Source organism: Streptomyces sp. ME19-01-6 (assembly GCF_033793745.1).
In the GTDB taxonomy this organism is placed as follows: domain Bacteria; phylum Actinomycetota; class Actinomycetes; order Streptomycetales; family Streptomycetaceae; genus Streptomyces.
In genome coordinates this window covers 1-20,175 of the sequence record NZ_JARAXF010000034.1, presented here as the reverse complement: position 1 = coordinate 20,175, position 20,175 = coordinate 1, and the positions used below count along the sequence as shown (strand labels likewise).

Annotated in this window: 16 protein-coding genes and 1 pseudogene; 10 read left to right on the top strand and 7 right to left on the bottom strand. The window is 72.8% G+C overall.

Annotated elements, in window-relative coordinates; genetic code table 11:
* Positions 1-146 precede the first annotated feature (146 nt).
* The 5 genes from PV419_RS43115 to PV419_RS43095 all read left to right on the top strand — a co-directional run bounded on the left by PV419_RS43115 (position 147) and on the right by PV419_RS43095 (position 6,196).
* Positions 147-944 (top strand): polysaccharide deacetylase family protein, encoded by a 798-nt coding sequence (locus PV419_RS43115; protein WP_319698460.1) that lies wholly within the window; start codon positions 147-149, stop codon positions 942-944.
* 4 nt (positions 945-948) lie between these two features.
* Positions 949-4,719 (top strand): lipopolysaccharide biosynthesis protein, encoded by a 3,771-nt coding sequence (locus PV419_RS43110; protein WP_319698458.1) that lies wholly within the window; start codon positions 949-951, stop codon positions 4,717-4,719.
* 71 nt (positions 4,720-4,790) lie between these two features.
* Positions 4,791-4,970 carry a CopG family transcriptional regulator gene (locus PV419_RS43105; protein WP_319698457.1) on the top strand — a complete coding sequence of 60 codons (180 nt, stop codon included), beginning with the start codon at positions 4,791-4,793 and terminating at the stop codon, positions 4,968-4,970.
* 1 nt (position 4,971) lies between these two features.
* Positions 4,972-5,316, top strand: coding sequence for a VOC family protein (locus PV419_RS43100; RefSeq protein WP_319698455.1), 345 nt, complete (start codon positions 4,972-4,974; stop codon positions 5,314-5,316).
* Between the two features lie 22 nt (positions 5,317-5,338).
* Positions 5,339-6,196, top strand: a complete 858-nt coding sequence (locus tag PV419_RS43095; RefSeq protein ID WP_319698453.1) for a class I SAM-dependent methyltransferase — start codon at positions 5,339-5,341, stop codon at positions 6,194-6,196.
* Between the two features lie 98 nt (positions 6,197-6,294).
* Here PV419_RS43095 and PV419_RS43090 read toward each other — a convergent pair whose 3' ends face one another.
* A complete protein-coding gene (locus PV419_RS43090) occupies positions 6,295-7,662 on the bottom strand; it encodes a xylan 1,4-beta-xylosidase (protein WP_319698451.1) in 1,368 nt (455 codons plus the stop codon).
* 144 nt (positions 7,663-7,806) lie between these two features.
* Between PV419_RS43090 and PV419_RS43085 the strand changes: the two genes are divergently transcribed.
* Positions 7,807-8,958, top strand: a complete 1,152-nt coding sequence (locus tag PV419_RS43085; RefSeq protein ID WP_319698449.1) for a DUF5925 domain-containing protein — start codon at positions 7,807-7,809, stop codon at positions 8,956-8,958.
* Positions 8,959-9,014: 56 nt separating this feature from the next.
* Here the strand turns inward: PV419_RS43085 and ddaH are convergent, their stop codons facing one another.
* Positions 9,015-9,791 carry a dimethylargininase gene (ddaH, locus tag PV419_RS43080; RefSeq protein WP_319698448.1) on the bottom strand — a complete coding sequence of 259 codons (777 nt, stop codon included), beginning with the start codon at positions 9,789-9,791 and terminating at the stop codon, positions 9,015-9,017.
* Between the two features lie 84 nt (positions 9,792-9,875).
* Positions 9,876-10,256 carry a GntR family transcriptional regulator gene (locus tag PV419_RS43075; RefSeq protein WP_319698446.1) on the bottom strand — a complete coding sequence of 127 codons (381 nt, stop codon included), beginning with the start codon at positions 10,254-10,256 and terminating at the stop codon, positions 9,876-9,878.
* A gap of 123 nt (positions 10,257-10,379) precedes the next feature.
* Between PV419_RS43075 and PV419_RS43070 the strand changes: the two genes are divergently transcribed.
* On the top strand, positions 10,380-11,321 hold the full coding sequence (locus PV419_RS43070) for a GNAT family N-acetyltransferase (protein WP_319698444.1): 942 nt from the start codon (positions 10,380-10,382) through the stop codon (positions 11,319-11,321).
* 99 nt (positions 11,322-11,420) lie between these two features.
* On the opposite strand, the gene PV419_RS43065 is transcribed toward PV419_RS43070, so the two are convergent.
* From PV419_RS43065 to PV419_RS43055, 3 genes are read right to left on the bottom strand one after another with little or no spacing between them, the layout of a single operon-like run.
* Entirely contained in the window at positions 11,421-12,908 is a 1,488-nt protein-coding gene (locus PV419_RS43065; protein WP_319698442.1) for a tripartite tricarboxylate transporter permease, read from the bottom strand.
* A gap of 4 nt (positions 12,909-12,912) precedes the next feature.
* Positions 12,913-13,479 carry a tripartite tricarboxylate transporter TctB family protein gene (locus PV419_RS43060; RefSeq protein WP_415925508.1) on the bottom strand — a complete coding sequence of 189 codons (567 nt, stop codon included), beginning with the start codon at positions 13,477-13,479 and terminating at the stop codon, positions 12,913-12,915.
* A complete protein-coding gene (locus PV419_RS43055; protein WP_319698440.1) occupies positions 13,476-14,471 on the bottom strand; it encodes a Bug family tripartite tricarboxylate transporter substrate binding protein in 996 nt (331 codons plus the stop codon). The genes PV419_RS43060 and PV419_RS43055 overlap by 4 nt, the downstream gene beginning before the upstream one ends.
* Positions 14,472-14,618: 147 nt before the next feature.
* On the opposite strand from PV419_RS43055, the gene PV419_RS43050 reads away from it, so the two are divergent.
* Positions 14,619-15,302, top strand: coding sequence for a response regulator (locus PV419_RS43050; protein WP_319698438.1), 684 nt, complete (start codon positions 14,619-14,621; stop codon positions 15,300-15,302).
* Between the two features lie 56 nt (positions 15,303-15,358).
* Positions 15,359-15,817 carry a hypothetical protein gene (locus PV419_RS43045; protein ID WP_319698436.1) on the top strand — a complete coding sequence of 153 codons (459 nt, stop codon included), beginning with the start codon at positions 15,359-15,361 and terminating at the stop codon, positions 15,815-15,817.
* A gap of 106 nt (positions 15,818-15,923) precedes the next feature.
* On the opposite strand, the gene PV419_RS43040 is transcribed toward PV419_RS43045, so the two are convergent.
* Entirely contained in the window at positions 15,924-19,406 is a 3,483-nt protein-coding gene (locus PV419_RS43040) for an AfsR/SARP family transcriptional regulator (protein WP_319698434.1), read from the bottom strand.
* A 260-nt stretch (positions 19,407-19,666) separates the two neighbouring features.
* Here PV419_RS43040 and PV419_RS43035 point away from each other — a divergent pair.
* Positions 19,667-20,175: pseudogene (locus tag PV419_RS43035) on the top strand (hypothetical protein); the annotation flags it as partial.

The window sequence follows — 20,175 nt, the reverse complement described above, 5'->3', positions numbered from 1 at the left end:
CCGGCGAGCCGACCCGGGACAGCGGAGCCGGCGCGCAGCGCTGCCCGCCCGCGCGTGGGCCGCGTCAGCGTGACATACCAGCACGCAGCCCGCCCACGGACGGCGTGCGGGCGGCGCTCGGGCTCCTCCCGCGTGGGAGGCCGCACATGAACGGGCACGTGCCGATACTGATGTACCACGCCGTGGCACACGCTCCCGCGCGCGCGACGCGGGGACTGTCCGTCTCGCCGGGCGCGTTCGCCGAGCAGATGGAGCTGCTCGGCGCGCGCGGGTTCACGCCGGTCACCTGCGGGCGGCTGGCCGCCGCCTGGCGTGGCGGTGCGGCGCTGCCGGACAAGCCCGTGCTGATCACCTTCGACGACGGCTATGAGGGCGTGCACCGGTACGCCCTCCCCACGCTGGAAACGCGTGGCTTCACGGCCACGCTGTTCGCCTCGACCGGCTGGCTGCGCGGCCCGTACGACACGGGCGGCGCGCTCGATTTCATGCTCGACTGGGACCAGTTGCGCACGCTCGCGGCCGCGGGTCTCGAGATCGGCGGGCACAGCCACAGCCACCCGCAGCTCGACCAGCTCGACGACGAGCGGCTGTGGTTCGAGGTGTTGCGCTGCCGGGAGATCCTCACCGACGAGCTCGGCCGCCCGCCGGTGTCCTTCGCCTACCCCTACGGCTACTCCAGCCGCCGGGTGCGCCGCACGGTGCGCGCGGCCGGGTTCGGCGTGGGGCTCGTGGTGGGCAACGGCCTCGCGGCGCGCCGCCAGGGCCCGTACGCCCTGCGGCGGGTGACGGTCGGCCGCACCACCCGCGTCAAGGAGTTCGAGCAGTTGGTCACCGGCCGGGCAATCGGCCGGCGTTTCGCCCGGGACCGGGCTCTCACCAAGGGGTACGCCCTGGTCCGCAGATCACGCCAGGTATCACGTCAGGTATGGGGGAAGGTGCGCTGAGCCCGTGTCCGATACGACCACCCGGGCAGAGAAGTCCACCCACCGGGCGGCGGAGGCTGCGGCGCCCGCTGGGCGCGCCGGCCGCCGCGGCGACCACGGCAGCGACCGCGGCGGCGGCGATCGCAACCAGCTGTTCCGCAACGCCTATGCGCTGATGCTGAACACGGGCATCTCGGCGGTCCTCGGCCTCGGCTTCTGGCTGGCCGCGGCCCGCTACTACACGGAGGACGCGGTCGGCCAGGGCTCGGCGGCCATCGCCGCGATGAAGCTCCTCGCGGGGGTCACGGCCGTGACCCTCACCGGGGCGCTGGCCCGTTTCATCCCGGTCGCCGGGGGCACGACCGGGCGGCTGGTCCTCCGTACGTACGCGGGCAGCTCGGTGGTCGTCGCGGTGGCGGCGGGGGTCTTCCTGCTCACGCTCGATACGTGGGGGCCCTCGTACCGCTTTCTGCACGGGTCCCTCCACGGCCTCGGCTTCATCGCGGCGGTTGTCGGGTGGTCGCTGCTGACCCTCCAGGACGGGGTGCTCACCGGGCTGCGCAACGCGTTCTGGGTGCCGGTGGGCAACACCGTGTTCTCGGCGGCGAAGCTGCTGCTGCTCGTCGCACTGGCCGCGGCGATCCCGACGGCCGGGGTGTTCGTGTCCTGGGTCGCCTCGATCGCGGTGTCCGCGGTGCCGCTGGGCTGGCTGGTGTTCCGCCGGCTGGTGCCCCGGCACGTCGAGGCGACGCGGGAGTCGGCGCGGCCCGCGACCCACCGGGAGATGGGTCGCTTCCTCGCCGGGGACTGCACCGGGTCGCTCTTCTCGCTGGCCGTGGTCTACGCGGTGCCGGTGATCGTCGCCTCGCAGGTCAGCGCGGCCGACAACGCGTACTTCTACATCACCACCACCATCGGCGGCACGACCAACCTGCTCGCCATCAACATGGGCGCGTCGCTGACCGTCGAGGGCTCGCACGACCCGGCCCGGCTCGCGGAGAACTGCCGCGCGGCGCTGCGCCGGATGGCGCGCATCATGATCCCGGCCTGTCTCGTCCTCTTCGTCTTCGCCCCGCAGATCCTCGGGGTGTTCGGGGACGGGTACGCGCAGGCGGCCGCGCCGCTGCTGCGGTGGCTCGCGGTGGGGGCGGCGCTGCGGGTCTCAATCGAGGTGTACTTCGCGGTGCTGCGCGCGCAGAACCGCACCTCGGGGCTGGCCTATCTGCAGGGTCTGCTGTGTGTGTTGGTGCTGGGCCTGACCCTGGTGCTGCTCCCGCGCATGGGGCTGACGGGGGCGGGGGTCGCCGAGATCTCCAGCCTGTCGGTGATCGCGGCCATCGCGGCGGTCAAGCTGCGCGGGGTGCTCAGGGCGCGGCCCGCGGTGTCCCCCGCGTACGCCGGGCCCGGCGTGTCCCCCGCGTACGCCGTTCCGCCGCTGCCGCCCGAGCTCGACACCGCGCCCGACGGCGACCTCGCGGATCTCGCCGTCCACGGCGACCGCGGACCGGGCCCCCGGCACCGACGGCGAGGCGAGCCCGACCCGCGCTTCGGCACCCACTGGGCGCTGCGCTCCACGCTCGACCACGACACACTGGCGCTCGGCATCCGCATGGGGCTGGGACATGCGGCTCCGCCGCAGGGCGACCACCAGGAACACCGCTGGAACAAGCGCTACGGGCCACCGAACCACGCCGGTTCGGCCGTCGGCCCCGGCTTCCCGGAAGACACTCGGCGCCCCGGCGACCGAGCCGACGCGCCGGCGCCTCAGCCGAGACCCGAGAAGGCCGACGCGGCGAGGCGCGGGCGCGGGCGTGGGGTGACGTTGGGGCTGTGGCTGGTCCTCGGTGTCGCGCTCGCGTTGTACTGGGTGCCGGTGAGCCGGATGGGCGAGGCCGATCTGGACGGCATGGGCGGCCTCGGGCTGGTCTCCGTACTGCCGCAGGCGACGTTGGTGGGGGCGGCGCTGCTGGTGGTGGCCTTTGCCGGTGCGCTGTGGCCGGCCCGGCCGCGGCACGGGCTGCTGGCCGTGGCGCTGGTGGCGACGGTGGTGTCACTGCACGCCGTGCCCGCGGTGCTGGAGGGGGAGCCGCGGTTTCCGACCGCGTGGCAGCATGTCGGGTTTCTGGACTACATCGGCCGGACCGGCGAGGCGGTGCCCGATCTGGACGCGCGGTGGAGCTGGCCGGGCTTCTTCGCGGGGGCGGAGTTCCTGGCGCGGGCCGGGGGCGTCCGGGACTTCACCGAGGTGCTGCGCTGGTGGCCAACGGCCGTTCAACTCCTCTGCCTCGCGCCCATGATGGTGCTGCTGCGGTCCCTGCGCGCGAGCTGGCGCGCCCAGTGGACGGCGGCCTGGCTGTTCGCGCTGTGCGGCTGGGTGGGTCAGGACTACTTCTCGCCGCAGGGCTTCACCTACCTCTTCTATCTTCTCTTCGTCGCCGTGCTGCTGGTGTGGTTCCGGGAGCCGCGCGTGCTGCGCGGGAGGTGGTGGCCCGGCGAGGCCGAGGTGGCCGACGCCACGCGCGGGCAGCGCACCGCGCTGCTGGGTCTGCTGCTCGTGCTGTTCACGGCGTCCGTGGCGGCACACCAGCTGACGCCGTTCATGATGCTGGGGGTGGTGACCGCCCTGGTGCTGGTGCGGCGGTCGGAGCTGTGCGGGCTCCCGCTGCTGTGCGGGGTGATGGTGGCGGTGTGGGTCGGGTTCCTGGCCGAGCCGTACTGGTCGGGCCACTTCGACGAGCTGTTCGGCGGGGTCGGCGGGGTCGGCGGCAATGTGTCCTCGTCCGTCTCGGGCCGTATCGAGGGCGGCAGCAGCGTGCACAAGCTGGTGCTCTACACCCGCGTGGCGCTGGCGGGCGGGGTGCTGGCCTTCGCCTGCTGGGGGGTGCTGCGGCGGCGTGCGGCGGGGTTCGCGGAGCGGTCGCTGGTGGTGCTGACCTTCGTACCGTTCCTCGGCTTCGGCATGCAGTCGTACGGCGGGGAGATGGCGCTGCGCGTGTTCATGTTCGCGCTGCCGGGCGCCTGCGCGCTCGGGGCGCTGTCGCTGTTCCCGCGTGTCGTGTCGGCCCGCCGGGGCCTGGGTCCTGTGGCCGCCCTGCTGGCGGGGCTCGTGCTCATGTTCGGCTTCCTGGTCGCCCGCTGGGGCAATGAGACGTTCGAGCGGGTGCGGCCGGGCGAAGTCGCGGCGATGGAGTACGTCTACGCCCATGACAAGCCGACCGTGCGCGTGCTGTGGATGAGCAATGACACCGTCAACAACGTCACCCCGGCCATGCCGTGGGGGGACCGGGACATGGAGCGGGTGAGCTATCTGCCGACGCTCGCGCCGCGCGACCCGGTCCTCGTCGACGGCCTGGTCAAGGCGTTGCGCGAGGCGGGGCCGCACTCGTATCTGATGGTGGGGCGGGGCCAGTCCGTCTCTCTGCGGCTGGACTCGGGCTACTCGGCCACCTGGGAGCGGCGGCTGCTGCGCTCCCTTAACGGGCGGCCGGAGCTGCGCCGGGTGCTGTCGAACGACGACGCGGCGCTGTACGAGCTGACGCGGCAGCCGCGCGGCCCGGTCCCGCGGCCCGCCCCGGGGCCGGCCGGACCGCGGATCACCTGGACGCCGTGGTCGGTGCTCGGCGCGCTCTCGGCGGTTGCGCTGATCGCGCTGCTGGCGGCGCGTGAGGTGGTGCGGGTGGCCGTCCGGCCGAGCGTGCGGCGGCTGCGGTGGCTGCAGGGCTCGTTCTGGTTCTCGCTGCCGCTGTTGGCCGTGCTGCTGGCGTCGCTCGGTCAGCGTTTCTGGACGATGTCCTGAGCCCGAGCGTCGCCGTTCAACCGTGACCGCTCTCGTGCTTACTAGCTTGCTAGGATGCTAGGATCGCCCCTGTGGGTGATGAGGAAGTCAAGCAGTTCAACGTGTACCTGCCGATCGGGCTGATCAAGCAAGTCAAGTACCGCGCCATCGAGTCGGGCATGTCGTTGTCGGCGTTGGTCGCCGACGCGCTGCGCGCCTACCTCGACGACGCCCATCGGCACGAACAGCAATCGACCGAGAAGGAGACCTGACATGGCGACCAAAGGAATCGAGGCCGTGTTCCTGGAGACCCACAACTGGGGCAAGGCGGTGAAGTTCTTCCAGGCGCTGGGCTACGAGTTGGAATTCTCGACCGACCACAACTCCGGCCGGCTCCGCAACGGCGACGGGCCGTACGTCTTCATCGCCGAGGTCCCCGAGGGCCGAGAGCCCCAGACGCAGATCGTGCTGGAGGTGCCGGACGCGGACGCGTTCCGTCCCGATCCTGCCGTCGAGGTGGTCACCCCGTTCGAGGACACCCATTACGGGACCAAAGAGATGACCGTCCGCGACCCCGACGGGCGTCTGTGGAGCCTCCAAGCTCCCGCCAAGAACTGACCGTACGGAAAGGGGTAACATCATGACGGACCAGCAGACCGAGGCACCGGACAACACCGCGGTGCGGACCGCCCTCTGGCGGGCCATGCACGTCCGGGTCGACCCGCCACCGCATGTGCTCGAAGACGAGATCGGCCCGCAACTGGCGGCCCCCGACGATGACTGGCGCCGCCGCCCCGACATGGACCCGCAGGCCACCAGAGGGTTCCGGGCGGCCATGGTGGCCCGCGCTCGTTTCGTCGAGGACCTGGTCACCGAGCAGGCCGACCGCGGCGTCACCCAGTACGTCATCCTGGGAGCCGGCCTGGACAGCTTTGCCCAGCGCAGGCCGGAGGTCGCCTCCCGCCTGCGGGTCTTCGAGGTCGACCAGCCCGGCCCTCAGGCGTGGAAGCGCCGCCGCCTGGTCGAACTCGGCTACGGCATCCCCGACTGGCTGCACCTGGTGCCGGTCGACTTCGAGGCGAGCGAAGACTGGCTGAAGCAGCTGGCCGCTGCCGGCTTCGATTCCAGTCGGCCGGCGGTGATCGTCTCCACCGGGGTCACCATGTACCTCACCAAAGACGCCACCGCGGCCACCCTGCGCCAGATCGCCGGGCTGGCACCCGGCTCGACGCTCGCCATGACCTTCCTGCTGCCGACCGACCTTGTCGACGCAGCCGATCGCCCCGGCCTCCGGGCGAGCGAGGAAGGCGCGCGGGCATCCGGAACGCCGTTCCTCAGCTTCTACACCCCACAGGAAATGTCGGCACTGGCCCTCGAAGCCGGATTCAAAGAGTCCCGACACGTGTCGGGGGCTTCGCTCGCCGAGCGCTACTTCGCCGATCGCACCGACGGACTCCGCCCGTCGAGCGGAGAGGACCTGCTGCTGGCCACCACCTGATCCGTCCCCAACGCCATCTGTTCCAGGAAATCCGCGAGCGTTGCGGTTCACATACACGCTCAAGGGGCGGGGTGGGGAGAAGCCCGCGGCGGCGCCGGTCAGCGCTTGAACCAGCGCACCTCGTACCCGTCCATGCCGAACGGCCGGCCGTCGATCTTCGCGTGGATCGGCCGCTTCAGGGTGTTCACGACCAGCAGCGCGTCGTCGTCCGCGAGGACCACCACATTCGGCCGGTCGTCGGCGGCGATGTCCACGGACCGGAAGTGGGTGCCGGGCGGGAACTTGCGGGCGAAGCGGCCGAGCAGGTCCATCATCGGCAGCGCGCCGCCGCCGTCCGCCAGCTCGGTGCTGCGCCACAGGCAGCCGGGACACCTGGCGCCGGTCTTCTGCGGGTTCCAGTAGAGCGCGGCGGCCGTGCCGCCCTGGGCCAGCCGGGTCATCGCCGCCGCCTGCACGGCGACGCGGTGCGGCTCGCTCCAGCCGTCGCGGTCGTCGTTGGCGTCGGGCGGCTCGACGTACCACTCGGCCCACCACACCGGCAGGTGCGTGGTCTCGCGCAGCCAGCGCGTCACATCCGCGAACTTGGTGGTGGCGCCGAACTCGTCCGGCAGCAGCTGATCGCCGTCGCGGGTGTAGCTGGAGCCGTCGACGACGACGAAGTCCGCACCCGCCTTGTGCCCGTTCCAGTACGTGATCACGTCGGCGGAGCGCTGGTCGAGCGAGCCCCAGGGGCCGCTCACGGCAGGGGAGCCGCCCGCCTCGCCCGGCGGCTCGCTGTCCGCGACCACGTACGGCCCGCCGACCAGGTTGTGCTCGTTCTGCTTCTTCAGCTCCGCGTAGACCAGGTTGTAGAGCTTGGTGTAGCCCTCGTAGTTCCAGCGCTTCTTGCCGTCGTCGTAGAAGCCCTTGAGCTCGTTCCAGACGATGAAGTGGCGCACGTCCGGGTAGCGCCGGGCGACCTTGCCCGCGAGCTCGGCGAAGTCCGCGTAGTGCTCGGGCCTGGGCGCGGTCTCCAGGGCCTGCTGCGACCAGTCCGTGTCCCCCGGCTTGCCGCCCTTCATCCAGTCCGGGGCGCAGCACAGGGTGAGCACGGGCGTGGCGCCGGTCTTGCGCATGAGGTCGACGCGGCGGTCGAGGTCGGCGAAGTCGTAACGGCCGGGCGAGGGCTCGGGGTTGCTCGCTCCCCAGCCCATGATGTGCTGGTTCTGCGTCAGCGGCTGCGCGGAGAGGGTCTTCTCCGCCGCGCGTCTGCCCCGCTCGGTGCCGCGGTCCGCGCTGTACTGGGTGTGGGTGAGGCCCCAGCCGGCCGCCGCCTTGGCGGTCCGCTCGCGCGCCGGGGCCGCGCCCCGCGGCCCGGCGCCCTCGCCCGGCCGGCCGGCGAAGGTGGTCAGCAGCAGCGCCAGGGCCGCCACGCCGATGCCGAGCAGCGCGGTGATCCGCCACCGCCCGCCGCGCGATAACGCCATCCATCTCCCTGTATGAGGTCGCGTCGCATGATGCCCCATATCGGGTAAGAGTATCCATGAACGCCCCCATTCGGCGGGCTTCTTCGAGAACAGCTCGGTAAACGCCCGTAAACCCGGGTGCGCGACGGCCCTCGGTGCTGAATCATGGCTCGGGGTGCGCTGACCGACGCACCGTCCCGCTCATCCAGGAGGCAGGCCCTGCCCACCACACCCCCGGAGCAGTCGCTCCCGATCCGGCTGAACGTCGACGACAACGACTCCCCGTCCGACGTCGTGGACGCGCTCTTCCTCGGGCGTTTCGCGACCGGCGAGCAGCCGTACGCCCGCAGCCACTCCGTCGACCGGGTCAAGTCCGGCATGACGCTGCTGCCGCCCGCCGCGAAGGTGCTGCGCGCCGCCCGGGACGACGACCGCAGCGCGACCCTCGCCGAGGGCGACGGCTGGACGCTGCTGGTGTCCCGGTGGAGCCGGGGCGCGGATGTGACCGTGACGGCCGTCTCGGACGAACTCGCGGAGAAGGTGCTGCGGCAGGCGGTCGACGGCGCGGAGGACGAGCCGGAGCCCCAGCCGGAGAACGTGACGATGGGCTTTTGGTACGTCTCCCCGCGGCGCGGCCCGCACCGCACCACGCGCCAGATCTCCGCCGGGACCTGGGAGGAGATCCGGGGCAACTACACCGCCCCGGTCGCCGAGGCCATGGACGGGCTGATGAAGGTCACCCCGGACGACATCGCGGGCCGGCTCCTGCTGCTGCACGGCCCGCCCGGCACCGGCAAGACCTCCGCGCTGCGCACCCTGGCCCGCTCGTGGCGGGACTGGTGCCAGGTGGACTGCGTGCTCGACCCGGAACGGCTGTTCTCGGACGTCGGCTACCTGATGGACATCGCGATCGGCGAGGACGAGGGCTCGGCCAAGAGCCGCTGGCGGCTCCTGCTGCTGGAGGACTGCGACGAGCTGATCCGCGGCGAGGCCAAGCACACGGCGGGCCAGGCCCTGTCCCGGCTGCTGAACCTGACGGACGGGCTGCTCGGCCAGGGGCGGAACGTGCTGGTCGGGGTGACCACCAACGAGGACCTGGAGCGGCTGCACCCGGCGGTGGTCCGCCCGGGCCGCTGTCTGGCCAGGATCGAGGTGGGGCGGCTCACCCGCGCGGAGGCCGTCAGCTGGCTGGGCAGCGAGGAATCGATCGGGCGGGACGGGGCGACGCTGGCCGAGCTGTACGCGCTGCGCCGCGGCACCCGGCCCGCGTCGGTACCGCCGCAGTCGGCCGACGCGGACGCGGGGCTGTATCTGTAGCGGGGGGCGTCTGTCGGGCCCCGGTCAGGCGTACGGGTCCCGGTCAGGCTGCTCCGTCAGGCGTAAAGATCCCGCAGGCGCACCGACAGGCAGGTCACACAGCCCTCCATCTTCTCGAACTCGCTGATGTCCACCGGCACCGGCTCGTACCCGAGGTCCGCGAACAACTCGGCGCTCCTGGGCGCGCTCGCCGCCATCAGCAGCTTGCCGCCGCCGAGCAGGACGACGTGGGCGCCGGACTGCTCGGGGACGGCGAGGAAGCGCGGGAACGCCCGTACGTCGTCGACCAGCGGCGGATGGCCGATGACCGTGCCGTCGGGGAGGGCGGTGACCGCCGACTTGAGGTGGAGCACCTTGCTGACCGGGACCGCCACCACCCGGGCGCCGAGCGGCTCGAAGACGGCGCGCAGCTGCCGTACGCCGTCGGCGTCGGTGCGGCCGCCACGGCCCACGTAGAGGGTGTCGCCGATCTTGAGGACGTCCCCGCCGTCCAGGGTGCCCGGCTCCCGGATCCGGTTCACCGAGCACCCGAGCGCGGTCACCGCCTCCTCCGCGTCGGCGATTTCGGCGCGGCGGGAGGCGGCGCCGGGGCGGGCGATCAGCGCGACGTTCTTGTGGACGACCATCGTGTCCTCGACGAAGACGCCGTCCGGGCAGTCGTCCGCCGGGGGCACCTCCACCGGCTCCCAGCCGTGCGCGCGCAGCGCCACGACGTAGACCTCCCACTGCCGCAGCGCCAGCGCGGCGTCGACCGGCTTACGGTCGATGTGGGTGACGAGCCCTTCGGCGAGGCGGGGGCTGGGCCGCCGGACGATGGCTTTGGCGCTGGGCATGGGGACTCCATCCTGGTCGGCTGCGGGCCTCCATGGTGCGCCACGCGCCCGGCCGTTCAAGGTTTGGCCACGACGCGGGCGGGGTTACGCGTCCGCGGCGTAGACCGCCCGCAGCGCATCGTCCACGGCGGTCAGCGCGGCCGCCCGGTCCAGGCCCAGCCGCCGGACCCGCTGGGCGTAGGCCGCCGCCGCGCTCGCCGCTTCCCGCGCGGCCGCGTCGCCCGCGGCGGCGACGAAGCTGCCGTGGCGGCCGCGGGTCTCGATCACGCCGTCGGACTCCAGCGCCCGGTAGGCCTTGGCGACGGTGTTCGCCGCGAGCCCCAACTCCCCGGCGAAGCCGCGTACGGTGGGCAGTTTGTAGCCCACCGGGAGGCCCCCCGAGCGGACCTGCTCGGCGATCTGGGCGCGGATCTGTTCGAAGGGGGCCGTCGCCGAATCCGGGTCGACGGTGATCTGCAAGGCCACGGGCTGGGCTCCAGGCGTGCGGGCGGGTTTGTCGCACCTATTGTGTGCCACGGTCGGCCGGGCGGGGCGCAGACACGGAAATGGAGAGGCGGCGCGGGGCGGCGGGCCGTACCCTGCGGCACCATGACGCTGATCGTGCGCGATTTCCGTGCCGCGGACGCCGAGGCCGTCGCCGAGACGCGGCGCTCCGCCTTCCCGTATCTCGTGACGACGCCGGAGACGGTGGCCTGGGAGGTCGCGAGCGCGCCTCCCGAGCGGCAGTACCGGCTGCTGGTCGCGGAGGCCGACGGGCGGGTCGTCGGCTCCTGCGAGACCGGTGTGTTCCACGACAGCAGTGAGCCGGGGCAGGCGTTCGCCAACCCCACGGTGCGCGCCGACGCGCGCGGCGCGGGGGCCGGGTCCGCGCTGGTGTCGGCCGCCGAGGAGCGCCTGGCGGGGCTGGGGGCCGTCAAGGTGTTCGCCTGGACGCCGGACGAGCCGCACTCCGTGACCTTCGCCGAGCGGCGCGGCTACCGGCGCGGCCGCAGCTCCCGTGTCCAGCGGCTGGACCTGGCCGGCGCCGCGCTGCCCCCGCTGGACCTCCAAGCTCTCAGCCATTCCGGGCGGGGCGTTGTCGAACTGCGCACGGCCGCCGACTTCGCCGACGACCCTCGCCCGCTGTACGAGGCGGACGTCGAGTGCCTGGAAGACGAGCCGGGTGACGTCGAGTTCGTCGGCCCGCCGTACGCCGAGTGGCTGGCCCTCACCTGGGAACACCCGGCTCTGGACCGCGAGCTCACCTCGGTCGCCGTCGTCGACGGCGCCGTCGCCGCGTTCAGCGTGGCCCACACCGACCGGGGTGGCCGCTACTGGTCGGGCATGACCGGCACGCTCCGCGCCTTCCGCGGCCGGGGGCTGGCCAAGCTCGCCAAGAACGACTCGCTGCACCGCGCCCGCGCGGCGGGCTGCGTGGAGGCGTTCACCGGCAATGACGGGGGCAACGAGCCGATGCTCGCCATCAACGAGTGGTTCGGCTACGAGCCGGCCTCCATGGAGTGGCGGTACATACGGGAGCTCGGCGCGTAGGCGCACTGCCCGTGCTTTGTGGTGAGCACCTTCGTGGTGAGTATGAGACAGCGACACGCCGACGTAACGGCGTGTCGCTGTCTCATACTTACCGCAAACTCAACGCTGTCCGCGCGGCACCAGCCGCTTCACCAACGGCCAGCACACGATCAGCGCGATCACCACATACACGGTCACCGAGAAGGGCGTGTTGACCAGCCCCGACACGCTCCCGTCGCTGATCTGCAGGGCCCGCCGCAGCTGCTGCTCGGCCCCCGGCCCGAGGATGACGCCGATCACCGCGGGCAGCACCGGCAGGCCGTAGCGCCGCATCAGCAGCCCCAGCAGCCCGATGATCAGCAGGATCACCAGGTCCAGCGGCTCGCCGCCCACCGCGTACGCGCCGACCGCCGCGAAGAAGAGGATGCCCGCGTACAGATACGGCCTCGGGACGCGCAGCAGCTTGGCCCACACGGGTGCCAGCGGCAGGTTGAGCACCAGCAGCATCACCATGGCGATGAACAGCGAGGCGATCAGCCCCCACACCAGGTCCGGTTCACGTTCGAAGAGCAGCGGGCCGGGCTGGATGCCGTACTGCTGGAAGGCGGCCAGCATCACCGCGGCGACCGCGGTGGTGGGCAGGCCGAGGGTGAGCATCGACACGAGCGTGCCCGCGGCGGACGCGGAGGCGGCCGACTCCGGGCCGGCCACGCCCTCGATGGCGCCCTTGCCGAACTCGTCGCGGTGCTTGGAGAGCCGCTTCTCGGTCACGTACGACAGGAAGGTGGGGATCTCCGCGCCGCCCGCCGGGATCGCGCCGAACGGGAAGCCGATCGCCGGGCCGCGCAACCAGGGCTTCCAGGTGCGGCGCAGCTCGGCCTTGCCGAGCCAGGGGCGGCCGACCGGGATGGGTTCGTCGGGGCGGCGGCGCAGGTGCAGGGCCACCCACAGCGCCTCGCCGATGGCGAAGAGGCCGACGGCGACGATGACGACGTCGATGCCGTCGGCGAGCTGCAGCGAGCCGAAGGTGAGCCGCTGCTGCCCGGTCATCTGGTCCAGGCCCACCAGGCCGATGGTGAGCCCGATCAGCAGCGAGGCGAAGCCGCGGATGCGGGAGCTGCCGAGCACGGACGTCACGGCGATGAAGGCCAGCACCATGATGGCGAAGTAGTCGGGCGCGCCGATGTCGACGGCGAGGTCGGCGACGGTCGGGGCGAGGAAGACCAGCAGACAGGTGCCGATCATGCCGCCCGCGAAGTGTCCGATGGCGGCGGCCGCCAGGGCCTGGGCGCCGCGCCCGGAGCGGGCCATGGGATGGCCTTCCATGGCGGCGACGACGGCGGCGGTCTCACCGGGGGTGTTGAGGAGGATGGAGGTGGTGGAGCCGCCGAACATGCCGCCGTAGTAGATGCCCGCGAACATGATGAACGCGGCGGTCGGGTCGAGCCCGTAGGTGACGGGCAGCAGCAGCGCGACCGCCATGGCCGGGCCGATGCCGGGGAGCACCCCGATGGCGGTGCCCAGCAGCACGCCGACCGCCGCCCACAGCAGGTTGACCGGGCTCAGGGCGGTACCGAAGCCGTCGAGGAGGGAGGAGAGGGAGTCCATCGCGTTACAGCACCTCCATCAGCGGGCCGCCGGGCAGCGGCACCGCGAGCAGCCGGTCGAAGACGAAGAAGGTGACGGTGGAGAGCACGGCCGCGATGAGCGGGTCGCGGTCGAAGGCGCGGCTGCCGAGGGCGTACGCCGAACCCCAGAAGAGCAGGGCGCCGGAGATGGGGAAGCCGAGCGGGTCGATGAGGATGGCGTTGGCGAGGAAGACCCCGGCCAGCAGCATGACGGTGCGCCAGTCGCCGGGCGCGCTCAGGTCGATGTCCTCGCCGCCCTCGGCCTCGCCCTTGCCGCCGCGCAGCACGTCCACGGCCAGCAGCACGGCGACGACCAGCAGCGCGACGCCGACGACGATCGGCACGGTCCTGGGGCCGACGGGGCCGCGCTGGGCGAAGTCGGTGTCCATGGAGAGGGCGTCGGAGAGCACGAGGACGCCGATGGCCAGCAGCAGGGCGCAGACGCCGAGTTCGGAGCGTCCGCGCAGGAACGCTCTGAGCCCGGTCTCGGTGCTCGCGCTGGTGTTGTCACCGTCGGCGGCGGCGTTGGTGTCGGTGTGGCTGTCCGTCACAATCCCAGCTCCTTCAACACCGTGTCCACGCGCCTGTCCTGGGCGGTCAGGAAGCGTCCGAAGTCCTCCCCCGTCATGAAGGCGTCGGTCCAGCGGTTGCGCCGCACCGCCTCCTTCCACTGCTTCGAGGCGTGCAACTTCGTGACCAGGCCGATCAGCTTGTCGCGCTCGGTGTCGGTCAGGCCGGGCGGGGCGACGATGCCGCGCCAGTTGGTGAACGAGACGTCGAGGCCGGACTCCTTCAGCGTCGGCGCGTCCAGGCCCGGCAGTCGCTTGTCGCTGGTCACCGCGAGTACCCGCAGCTCGCCCGCTTCGATCTGGTCGAGGTACTCGCCGATGCCGGAGACGCCGAAGGCGACCTTGCCGCCGAGTACGGAGGCCAGCAGTTCGCCACCGCCGTCGTACGGGATGTAGTTGACCTTCTTGGGGGCTATCCCGGCGGCCTTGGCCATCAGCATGGGGGCCAGGTGGTCCGGCCCGCCGGGCGAGGAGCCGCCGCCCACCGGGAGGGAGCCGGGCTTCTTCCGCCAGTCCGCCACCAGCTGTCCGAACTCGCGGTACTTGGACCCCTTGGCCACGACCACGATGTCCGGCTCCTGGGTGAGCCGCGCGATCGGCGTCGTATCGGCGAGCGTGGACGGCGCGTGGTTGGTGTGCACCGCGCCCACCACCCCCAGACCCATGGACATCGCGAGCTTGCCGTTACCGCGCTCGGCCACCAGGCGGCTCAGCCCGACCGTGCCGCCCGCGCCGGGCAGGTTGAACACTTCGATGTCGCGGCTCAGGTCGGCGTCCTCGGCGCTTTTGGCCGCCGTACGGGCCGTGATGTCATAGCCGCCGCCGGGGGTGTTGGGCACCATCAGGCGCAGGCCGGGGATGTGGGTACCGGTGGCGGAGCCGCTGCCGGAGCTGAGCAGCGGAGGCCCGAGGAGCACGATCAGAGCCGCAGAGAGGAGGGCGAGCGGGGTACGCAGACGCGGACTCAGACGCACGGTGACACCGCCTTTCTGTTCTTGCGTGGGTGTCTGTGTGAGGCGCGCCACATGTTGCCTGTGGGTTAACGCGCTGTCTCTCTTTCGGTATTAAGAGACCTTGTGGTCGTTGCGTACACGGGGCAGGCAACGGGGAAGGCGCGTTCGATGACGAGAGTGCTGGTGGTCGACGACGACTTCATGGTGGCCAAGCTGCACAGCCGCTATGTGGCGGCTCTGGACGGCTTCACGGTCGCGGGGGTGGCCCACACGGGCGCCGAGGCGCTGCGCGCCGCCGACGCGCTCCGTCCCGACCTGGTTCTGCTGGACGTCTATCTGCCGGACATGGACGGCATCAGCGTGCTGCGCCGGATGCGGGAGCGGGAGGAACACCGCCATGTGGACGCGCTGTTCGTCACCGCGGCCAAGGACCCGCACGCCGTGCGCGAGGCGCTGCGCGCGGGGGCGCTGCACTACCTCATCAAGCCCTTCGACCGGGCCGCCCTGCAGGAACAACTACGCCACGCCGCCGCGCTGCGGGCCCGCCTCGACTCGCTCGGCGAGGCCAGTCAGGAGGACGTCGACCAGATCTTCGGCACCCGCCCGCGCGGCTCCCGCTCCCGCGAGCAGTTGCCCAAGGGCCTGGCAGCGCACACCGCGAGCCTCGTCGAGCGCACGCTGCGCGCCCACGCCGAGGGCCTTTCGGCGGCGGAGTGCGCGGAGGCGGGCGCCTTCTCCCGGGTGAGCGCCCGCCGCTATCTCGAGTACTTCGCCGAGACGGGGCGGGCGGAGGTCACCCTGCGCTACGGCGGCACGGGCCGCCCGGAGCGCCGCTACCGCTGGATCGCCTGACGGCGGCGGGCCCTCCCGCCCCGGTCAAAGCCCCGCTGAGCAGCTATCTTGTCCGCATGTCGGCACAGCAGTCCTCTCCCGCGCCCATACCGCCGGACGCCGCTCCGGCGTCCTCGGCGGCGCGCAAGTCCCCCCGGGCCCTGGCCGCCGCACTGGTCGTGGGGATCCTGATCGGCGGCGCCGGAGTCGGCGTGGCCTGGGCGGTCAGCGGCGACGGCGACGCCTCGTCCTCCAACGACGCGGCGGGCGACGCGCGGGACGCCTGCCGCGCACTGAGCGGATTCGAGCCGTCGGACTACGTCACGAAGGGCTCGAAGGGCGAGATCGCGATGAATCGCTTCGGCGCGACCATCGTGCTCTCCGCGGCGGCGGCCGCGGGCGACGCCCAGTACAAGCCGCTGGCGAAGGCCCTGCTCATCGTCCAGAACCGGCATGCCGCGACCTTCGACTTCGGCGACAGCGAGGTGAAGAAGAACCTCGACAAGGCCCGCCAGATCTGCCGCGACCTCGACTGATCGCGTCTCCTGGGGGGGAGTCGAGGCAGAGGCAGACCCGGGGCGGCCCACTGGGCCAGGACCCGGCGCGAAACCTCTGCCCGGGGCGGCGGCCGGGAGGGGCGGCTCAGCCCGTGGGCCGGGCACCCGTGGCCGCGTAGATCTGCTCCGCGCGGCGCCGGGCCGCACGGGCCCGGCCGTCCCCGGCCGCCTCCCCCTCCTCCCCCACGGCGAGGCCCGGCACAGCTCCCGCCACCGCTCCCGGCACGGCGTCCGGCACCCGGCCGATGACGTCGAGGGCCCGGGCCTCGCCCAGCGGGTGGCCCGACTCCCGCTGCACGGCGACCGCCTCGATGGCGCAGCCGAGCGCCTCCGCGTACCGCCCCGCGGCGGCGTGGATCTCGCCGAGCTCGGTCAGGGCCTGTCCCTCGACCAGCCTGAAGCCGCAGCGCCCCGCCAGCTGCCGGGCCTCGTCCGCCCGGGCCAGTGCGGCCTCGGCGTGGCCGAGGCCGCGGTAGGCGGCGGCGAGGCCCAGCAGACTGTCCGCCTCGGCGCGCCGGTTCTGCGCGGCGCGCGCCGCCAGCAGTGCGCGTTCGTGGCTCTCGGCCGCCCGTTCGCCACGCCCGGCGCGCCGGTGGGCCTCGCCGATGGTGTTGAGGGCGTCGGACTGGATCCGGCGGTTTCCGGTGTCCACGGCGAGCCGCAGCGCGCGCTCGCCGTGTTCCAGCCCCTCCTCGTGGCGCCCGCACTCCAGCTGGATCCGGCCGGTGATCTGGATCGCCACCGCGTGGCCGTTGCGGTAGCCGACGGCCTCGTTGATGGCGACCGCCTCGCCGAGGACCTCCAATCCCTCGCGCAGCCGGCCGGCTTCCCAGTACGCGATGCCGAGGTTGTCCAGGTGATTGGCCTCGTAGCGGACTCCGGCCTTGCGCCGGATGTGCAGCGCCGTCTCCAGGTCGCTCACGGCCTCCGGCAGCCGGCCCATGTCCCGATGGACGAGACCGACGCCGATGAGCGCCAGCGCCTCGGCGTCGGTCTGCCCGAGCTCGCGCAGGATCGCCAGCGCGGCGTCGAAGTGCCCGAGCGCGTCGTCCAGCCGGGCCTGTTCCCACTCCACGTACGCCAGTCCCGCGAGCGCCGCCGCCTCGCCGGGAGACCAGCCGATGGCGCGGTGCAGCTCGATGGCGCGCTGGTGGTGGAAGGCGGACTGGCCGAGGGCGCCGAGGTCCCACAGGGCGAAGCCGATGTTGTAGTAGATGGCGGCCTCACCGCGCCGGTCGCCCTCGGCGACGGCGGCGTCCAGCGCGCTCCGCGCGGTGACCTGCCAGGTGCCGCGGGGCAGACAGAGCCAGAAGTAGCCGAGCAGCGCGTCCGTCAGATGCCACGACACGGCGCGCGGCCCCTGGTGTGCGGTCCGCTCGATCACGGCCAGCAGGTTGGCCCGCTCGGCCTCCAGCCACACGATGGCCTCGATCTCGTCGGCGAGCCGCATCGGTGCACGCACCTGAGGGATGCGTAAGGTGTCGAAGCCCGCGGCGAACGGGGCGTGTGGCGCGCCCTGGGGATCCCCCGAAGCCGCCTCGGCCATCTCGCGCGGCAGCCGGGGGATCTGCGGATACAGGATGCGCCCGGCGGCGTCCGCGGCGAGCAGGTACCACGCGTACAGCCGGTCCCGCGCGGCGGTCAGCCGCTCGGCGGGGTCGTCCGCCTCGCCCCGCTCGCAGGCGTACTCGCGGAGCAGGTCGTGGAAGCCGTAGCGGCCCTCCCCGCGCGACTCGATCAGATGCGCCCCCGCGAGGGTGGTCAGCAGCTGCGCGGCCTGCTCCTCGGTGTCGTCCAGCAGCGCCGCCGCCGCCCCGGCGTCGAACTCCAGGCCGGGGGCCAGGCCAAGCCGACGGAACAGCAGCCGGGCCCGGGGGCTCTGGGCCCGGTACGACAGGTCGAAGGCGGCGCGGACCGCGGACCGCTCGTCGTCCTCCAGCTCCAGCACCGCCAGCCTGCTGCCTTCCGCCAGCTCGGCGGCCAGGTCGGCGACGCGCCGGCCGGGGTCGCAGGCGAGCTGTGCGGCCGCCACGCGCAGCGCGAGCGGGAGGTAGCCGCACAGCCGGGCGAGTTCGGCCACGGCGTCCGGCTCGGCCGCCACCCGCGGTTCCCCGAGGACGGCGGCCAGCAGGGCGTGCGCCTCCTCGGGAGCCAGTACGTCGAGCATGACGGGGTGCGCGCCCTCCCGCGCGACCAGGCCGCTCAGCCGGTTGCGGCTGGTCACCACGACGAGGCAGGAGGGGCCGCCGGGCAGCAGCGGGCGCACCTGCTCGGCGGAGACCGCGTCGTCCAGCAGGATCAGCATCCGCCGGTCCACCAGCAGGGACCGGTAGCGGCGGATCATCTCGTCCTCGTCGGCCGGTATCTCCTGCGGCGTCAGGCCCAGCCCGCGCAGCAGCTGCCCGAGGGCGTCACGCGGGCGCAGCGGCTCGCGGTTGCCGTCGAAGCCCCGCAGGTCCACATACAGCTGGCCGTCCGGGAACCGGTCCCGCGCCTGATGGCCCCAGTGCACGGCCAGGGCGGTCTTTCCCACGCCCGCGGTGCCGCCGATCGCGGAGATCACCACCGTGCCGGTATCGGGCGCCGGGCCGTCGGGCGGGACGAGGGCGTGCAGCCGGGCGACCGCTTCGGCGCGGCCGGTGAAGCCGGGCACGGCGCGCGGCAGTTCGGCGGGAATCAGCCGCGGGCCGCTGTGGTTCTGCGGCCCGTTGTGGTTCTGCGGGCCGGGCTGCGCGGGGGCCGTGGAAGCGGCCCGGGGAGGGCGCTGCGCGGGGGAAGCGGGCGGCGCGGGCGCGCGCACATCGAGGTCGCCCACCAGGATCCGCTGGTACAGCGCCTGGAGTTCGGGCCCGGGGTCGACCCCCAGCTCATCGGCCAGCCGCTCGCGCGTGCGGGTGTACACCTCCAGCGCCTCGGCCTGCCGCTCGCACCGGTACAGGGTCACGATCAGCTGCCGTACGACCCGCTCGTCCAGCGGGTGAACGGCGGCCAGGCCGCGCAGCTCGGACAGCAGTTCGCCGTGCCGGCCCAGCCGCAGCTCCACGTCGCCCAGCGCCAGCCGGGCCGCGATGTACTCGCTGCCCAGCCGCTCCCGCATGTTCCAGGCCCAGTCGCCGGACAGGCCGGACAGTGCCTCCCCGCGCCACAGCCCGAGAGCCCCGCGCAGCAGCCCGGCGGCGCGCGCGGGGTCCTCCTCCGCGGCCGCGGCCTCGGCGACCAGGCCGCGGAACCGGTGGAGGTCCACCAGATCGGGCGCCACCTCCAGCACATAGCCACCGGAGCGCCGTGCCAGCCGGGCCCCGTCGTGCCCGGCGGCCGCCGTGCCCGCCGTGCCCTCATCAAGAGCGCGCAGCGCCGCCCGCAGCCGCGCCACATACCCGTACAGCACGCTGCGCACGGACGCCGGGGGCTCCTCGCCCCACACCCGGTCGATCAGCTGCCCCACGGGCACGACGCGGTTCGCTTCCACCAGCAGGACCGCGATCACGCTGCGCTGCTTGGCGTGCCCGAGGTCGACGTGCCGGTCCTTGGACCACGCCTCAACCGGGCCGAGGACCCGTAAGTCCATATGAGCCTCCCCAACCCTGCTTCTCTCCCCCTCCCTGATCTTCTCGCGAATCCAGGAGACCGCGTGCCGGAGCGTCCAAGGTTTATTCAAGATTTCGTTCAAGTCCCGTGCGGCAGAGTGTTCTCAGCGGCTCCGATTGGGACCGGAGCGGCGCCTCGGGGGGGGGATGGCCGCCGACCTGCTTGACGGGGGATGGCAGGTCGGCGGCCGTCGCACGTCGGCGCGGATATGCGTCTGCTGCAGTTCGGCACCGTATCCGTGTGGTCGACGACGGTGCAGCCGGTGCGCATTCGGCGAAGTCCGCTGCCGATCCGGCGGTCGGATCGTCCCGGCCCACCGAAATCCATGTGCTCGACGGCCCGGAGCCCGCGTGGATGGTGGGGCTCGATGTGCCGAAGGCACTGCTGTCCTTGCCCATGGGGCACGTCGACCGGCTGCTCGCGCGGCGTCTGTCGGGGCACGAGGGGATGGGCGCCCTGTTGGCGGGTTTCCTCACCCGCCTGATCCAGGACACCGCCTCCTACCGGCCGTCGGACGGTCCCCGGTTGGAAGTGGTCCTGGTCGACCTGCTGTCCGCGCTGCTGGCCCAGCACCTGGACGCCGACAGCTCGGCGGCGATCCGGCTTCCCCTGCCCCGCTCCGCGGGAAACCGGATTCCTCCCCGGCCTGAAGGACTCTGCTGGCAAAGGCGTAATTCGGGCGCTCAGGCCGCGAGGATGAGGGCTTCGAGGTGGGAGGTGCGGGTTCCGCCGAGAGGGGTGCCGGTCAG

What these genes read in the sequence shown, in the direction of transcription:
- PV419_RS43115 (WP_319698460.1), top strand. Translation starts at nt 147, where the DNA reads ATGAACGGGCACGTGCCGATACTGATGTACCACGCCGTGGCACACGCT.
- PV419_RS43100 (WP_319698455.1), top strand. Translation starts at nt 4,972, where the DNA reads ATGGCGACCAAAGGAATCGAGGCCGTGTTCCTGGAGACCCACAACTGG.
- PV419_RS43095 (WP_319698453.1), top strand. Translation starts at nt 5,339, where the DNA reads ATGACGGACCAGCAGACCGAGGCACCGGACAACACCGCGGTGCGGACC.
- PV419_RS43090 (WP_319698451.1), bottom strand. Translation starts at nt 7,662, where the DNA reads ATGGCGTTATCGCGCGGCGGGCGGTGGCGGATCACCGCGCTGCTCGGC.
- PV419_RS43085 (WP_319698449.1), top strand. Translation starts at nt 7,807, where the DNA reads ATGGCTCGGGGTGCGCTGACCGACGCACCGTCCCGCTCATCCAGGAGG.
- ddaH (WP_319698448.1), bottom strand. Translation starts at nt 9,791, where the DNA reads ATGCCCAGCGCCAAAGCCATCGTCCGGCGGCCCAGCCCCCGCCTCGCC.
- PV419_RS43070 (WP_319698444.1), top strand. Translation starts at nt 10,380, where the DNA reads ATGACGCTGATCGTGCGCGATTTCCGTGCCGCGGACGCCGAGGCCGTC.
- PV419_RS43065 (WP_319698442.1), bottom strand. Translation starts at nt 12,908, where the DNA reads ATGGACTCCCTCTCCTCCCTCCTCGACGGCTTCGGTACCGCCCTGAGC.
- PV419_RS43050 (WP_319698438.1), top strand. Translation starts at nt 14,619, where the DNA reads ATGACGAGAGTGCTGGTGGTCGACGACGACTTCATGGTGGCCAAGCTG.
- PV419_RS43045 (WP_319698436.1), top strand. Translation starts at nt 15,359, where the DNA reads ATGTCGGCACAGCAGTCCTCTCCCGCGCCCATACCGCCGGACGCCGCT.
- PV419_RS43040 (WP_319698434.1), bottom strand. Translation starts at nt 19,406, where the DNA reads ATGGACTTACGGGTCCTCGGCCCGGTTGAGGCGTGGTCCAAGGACCGG.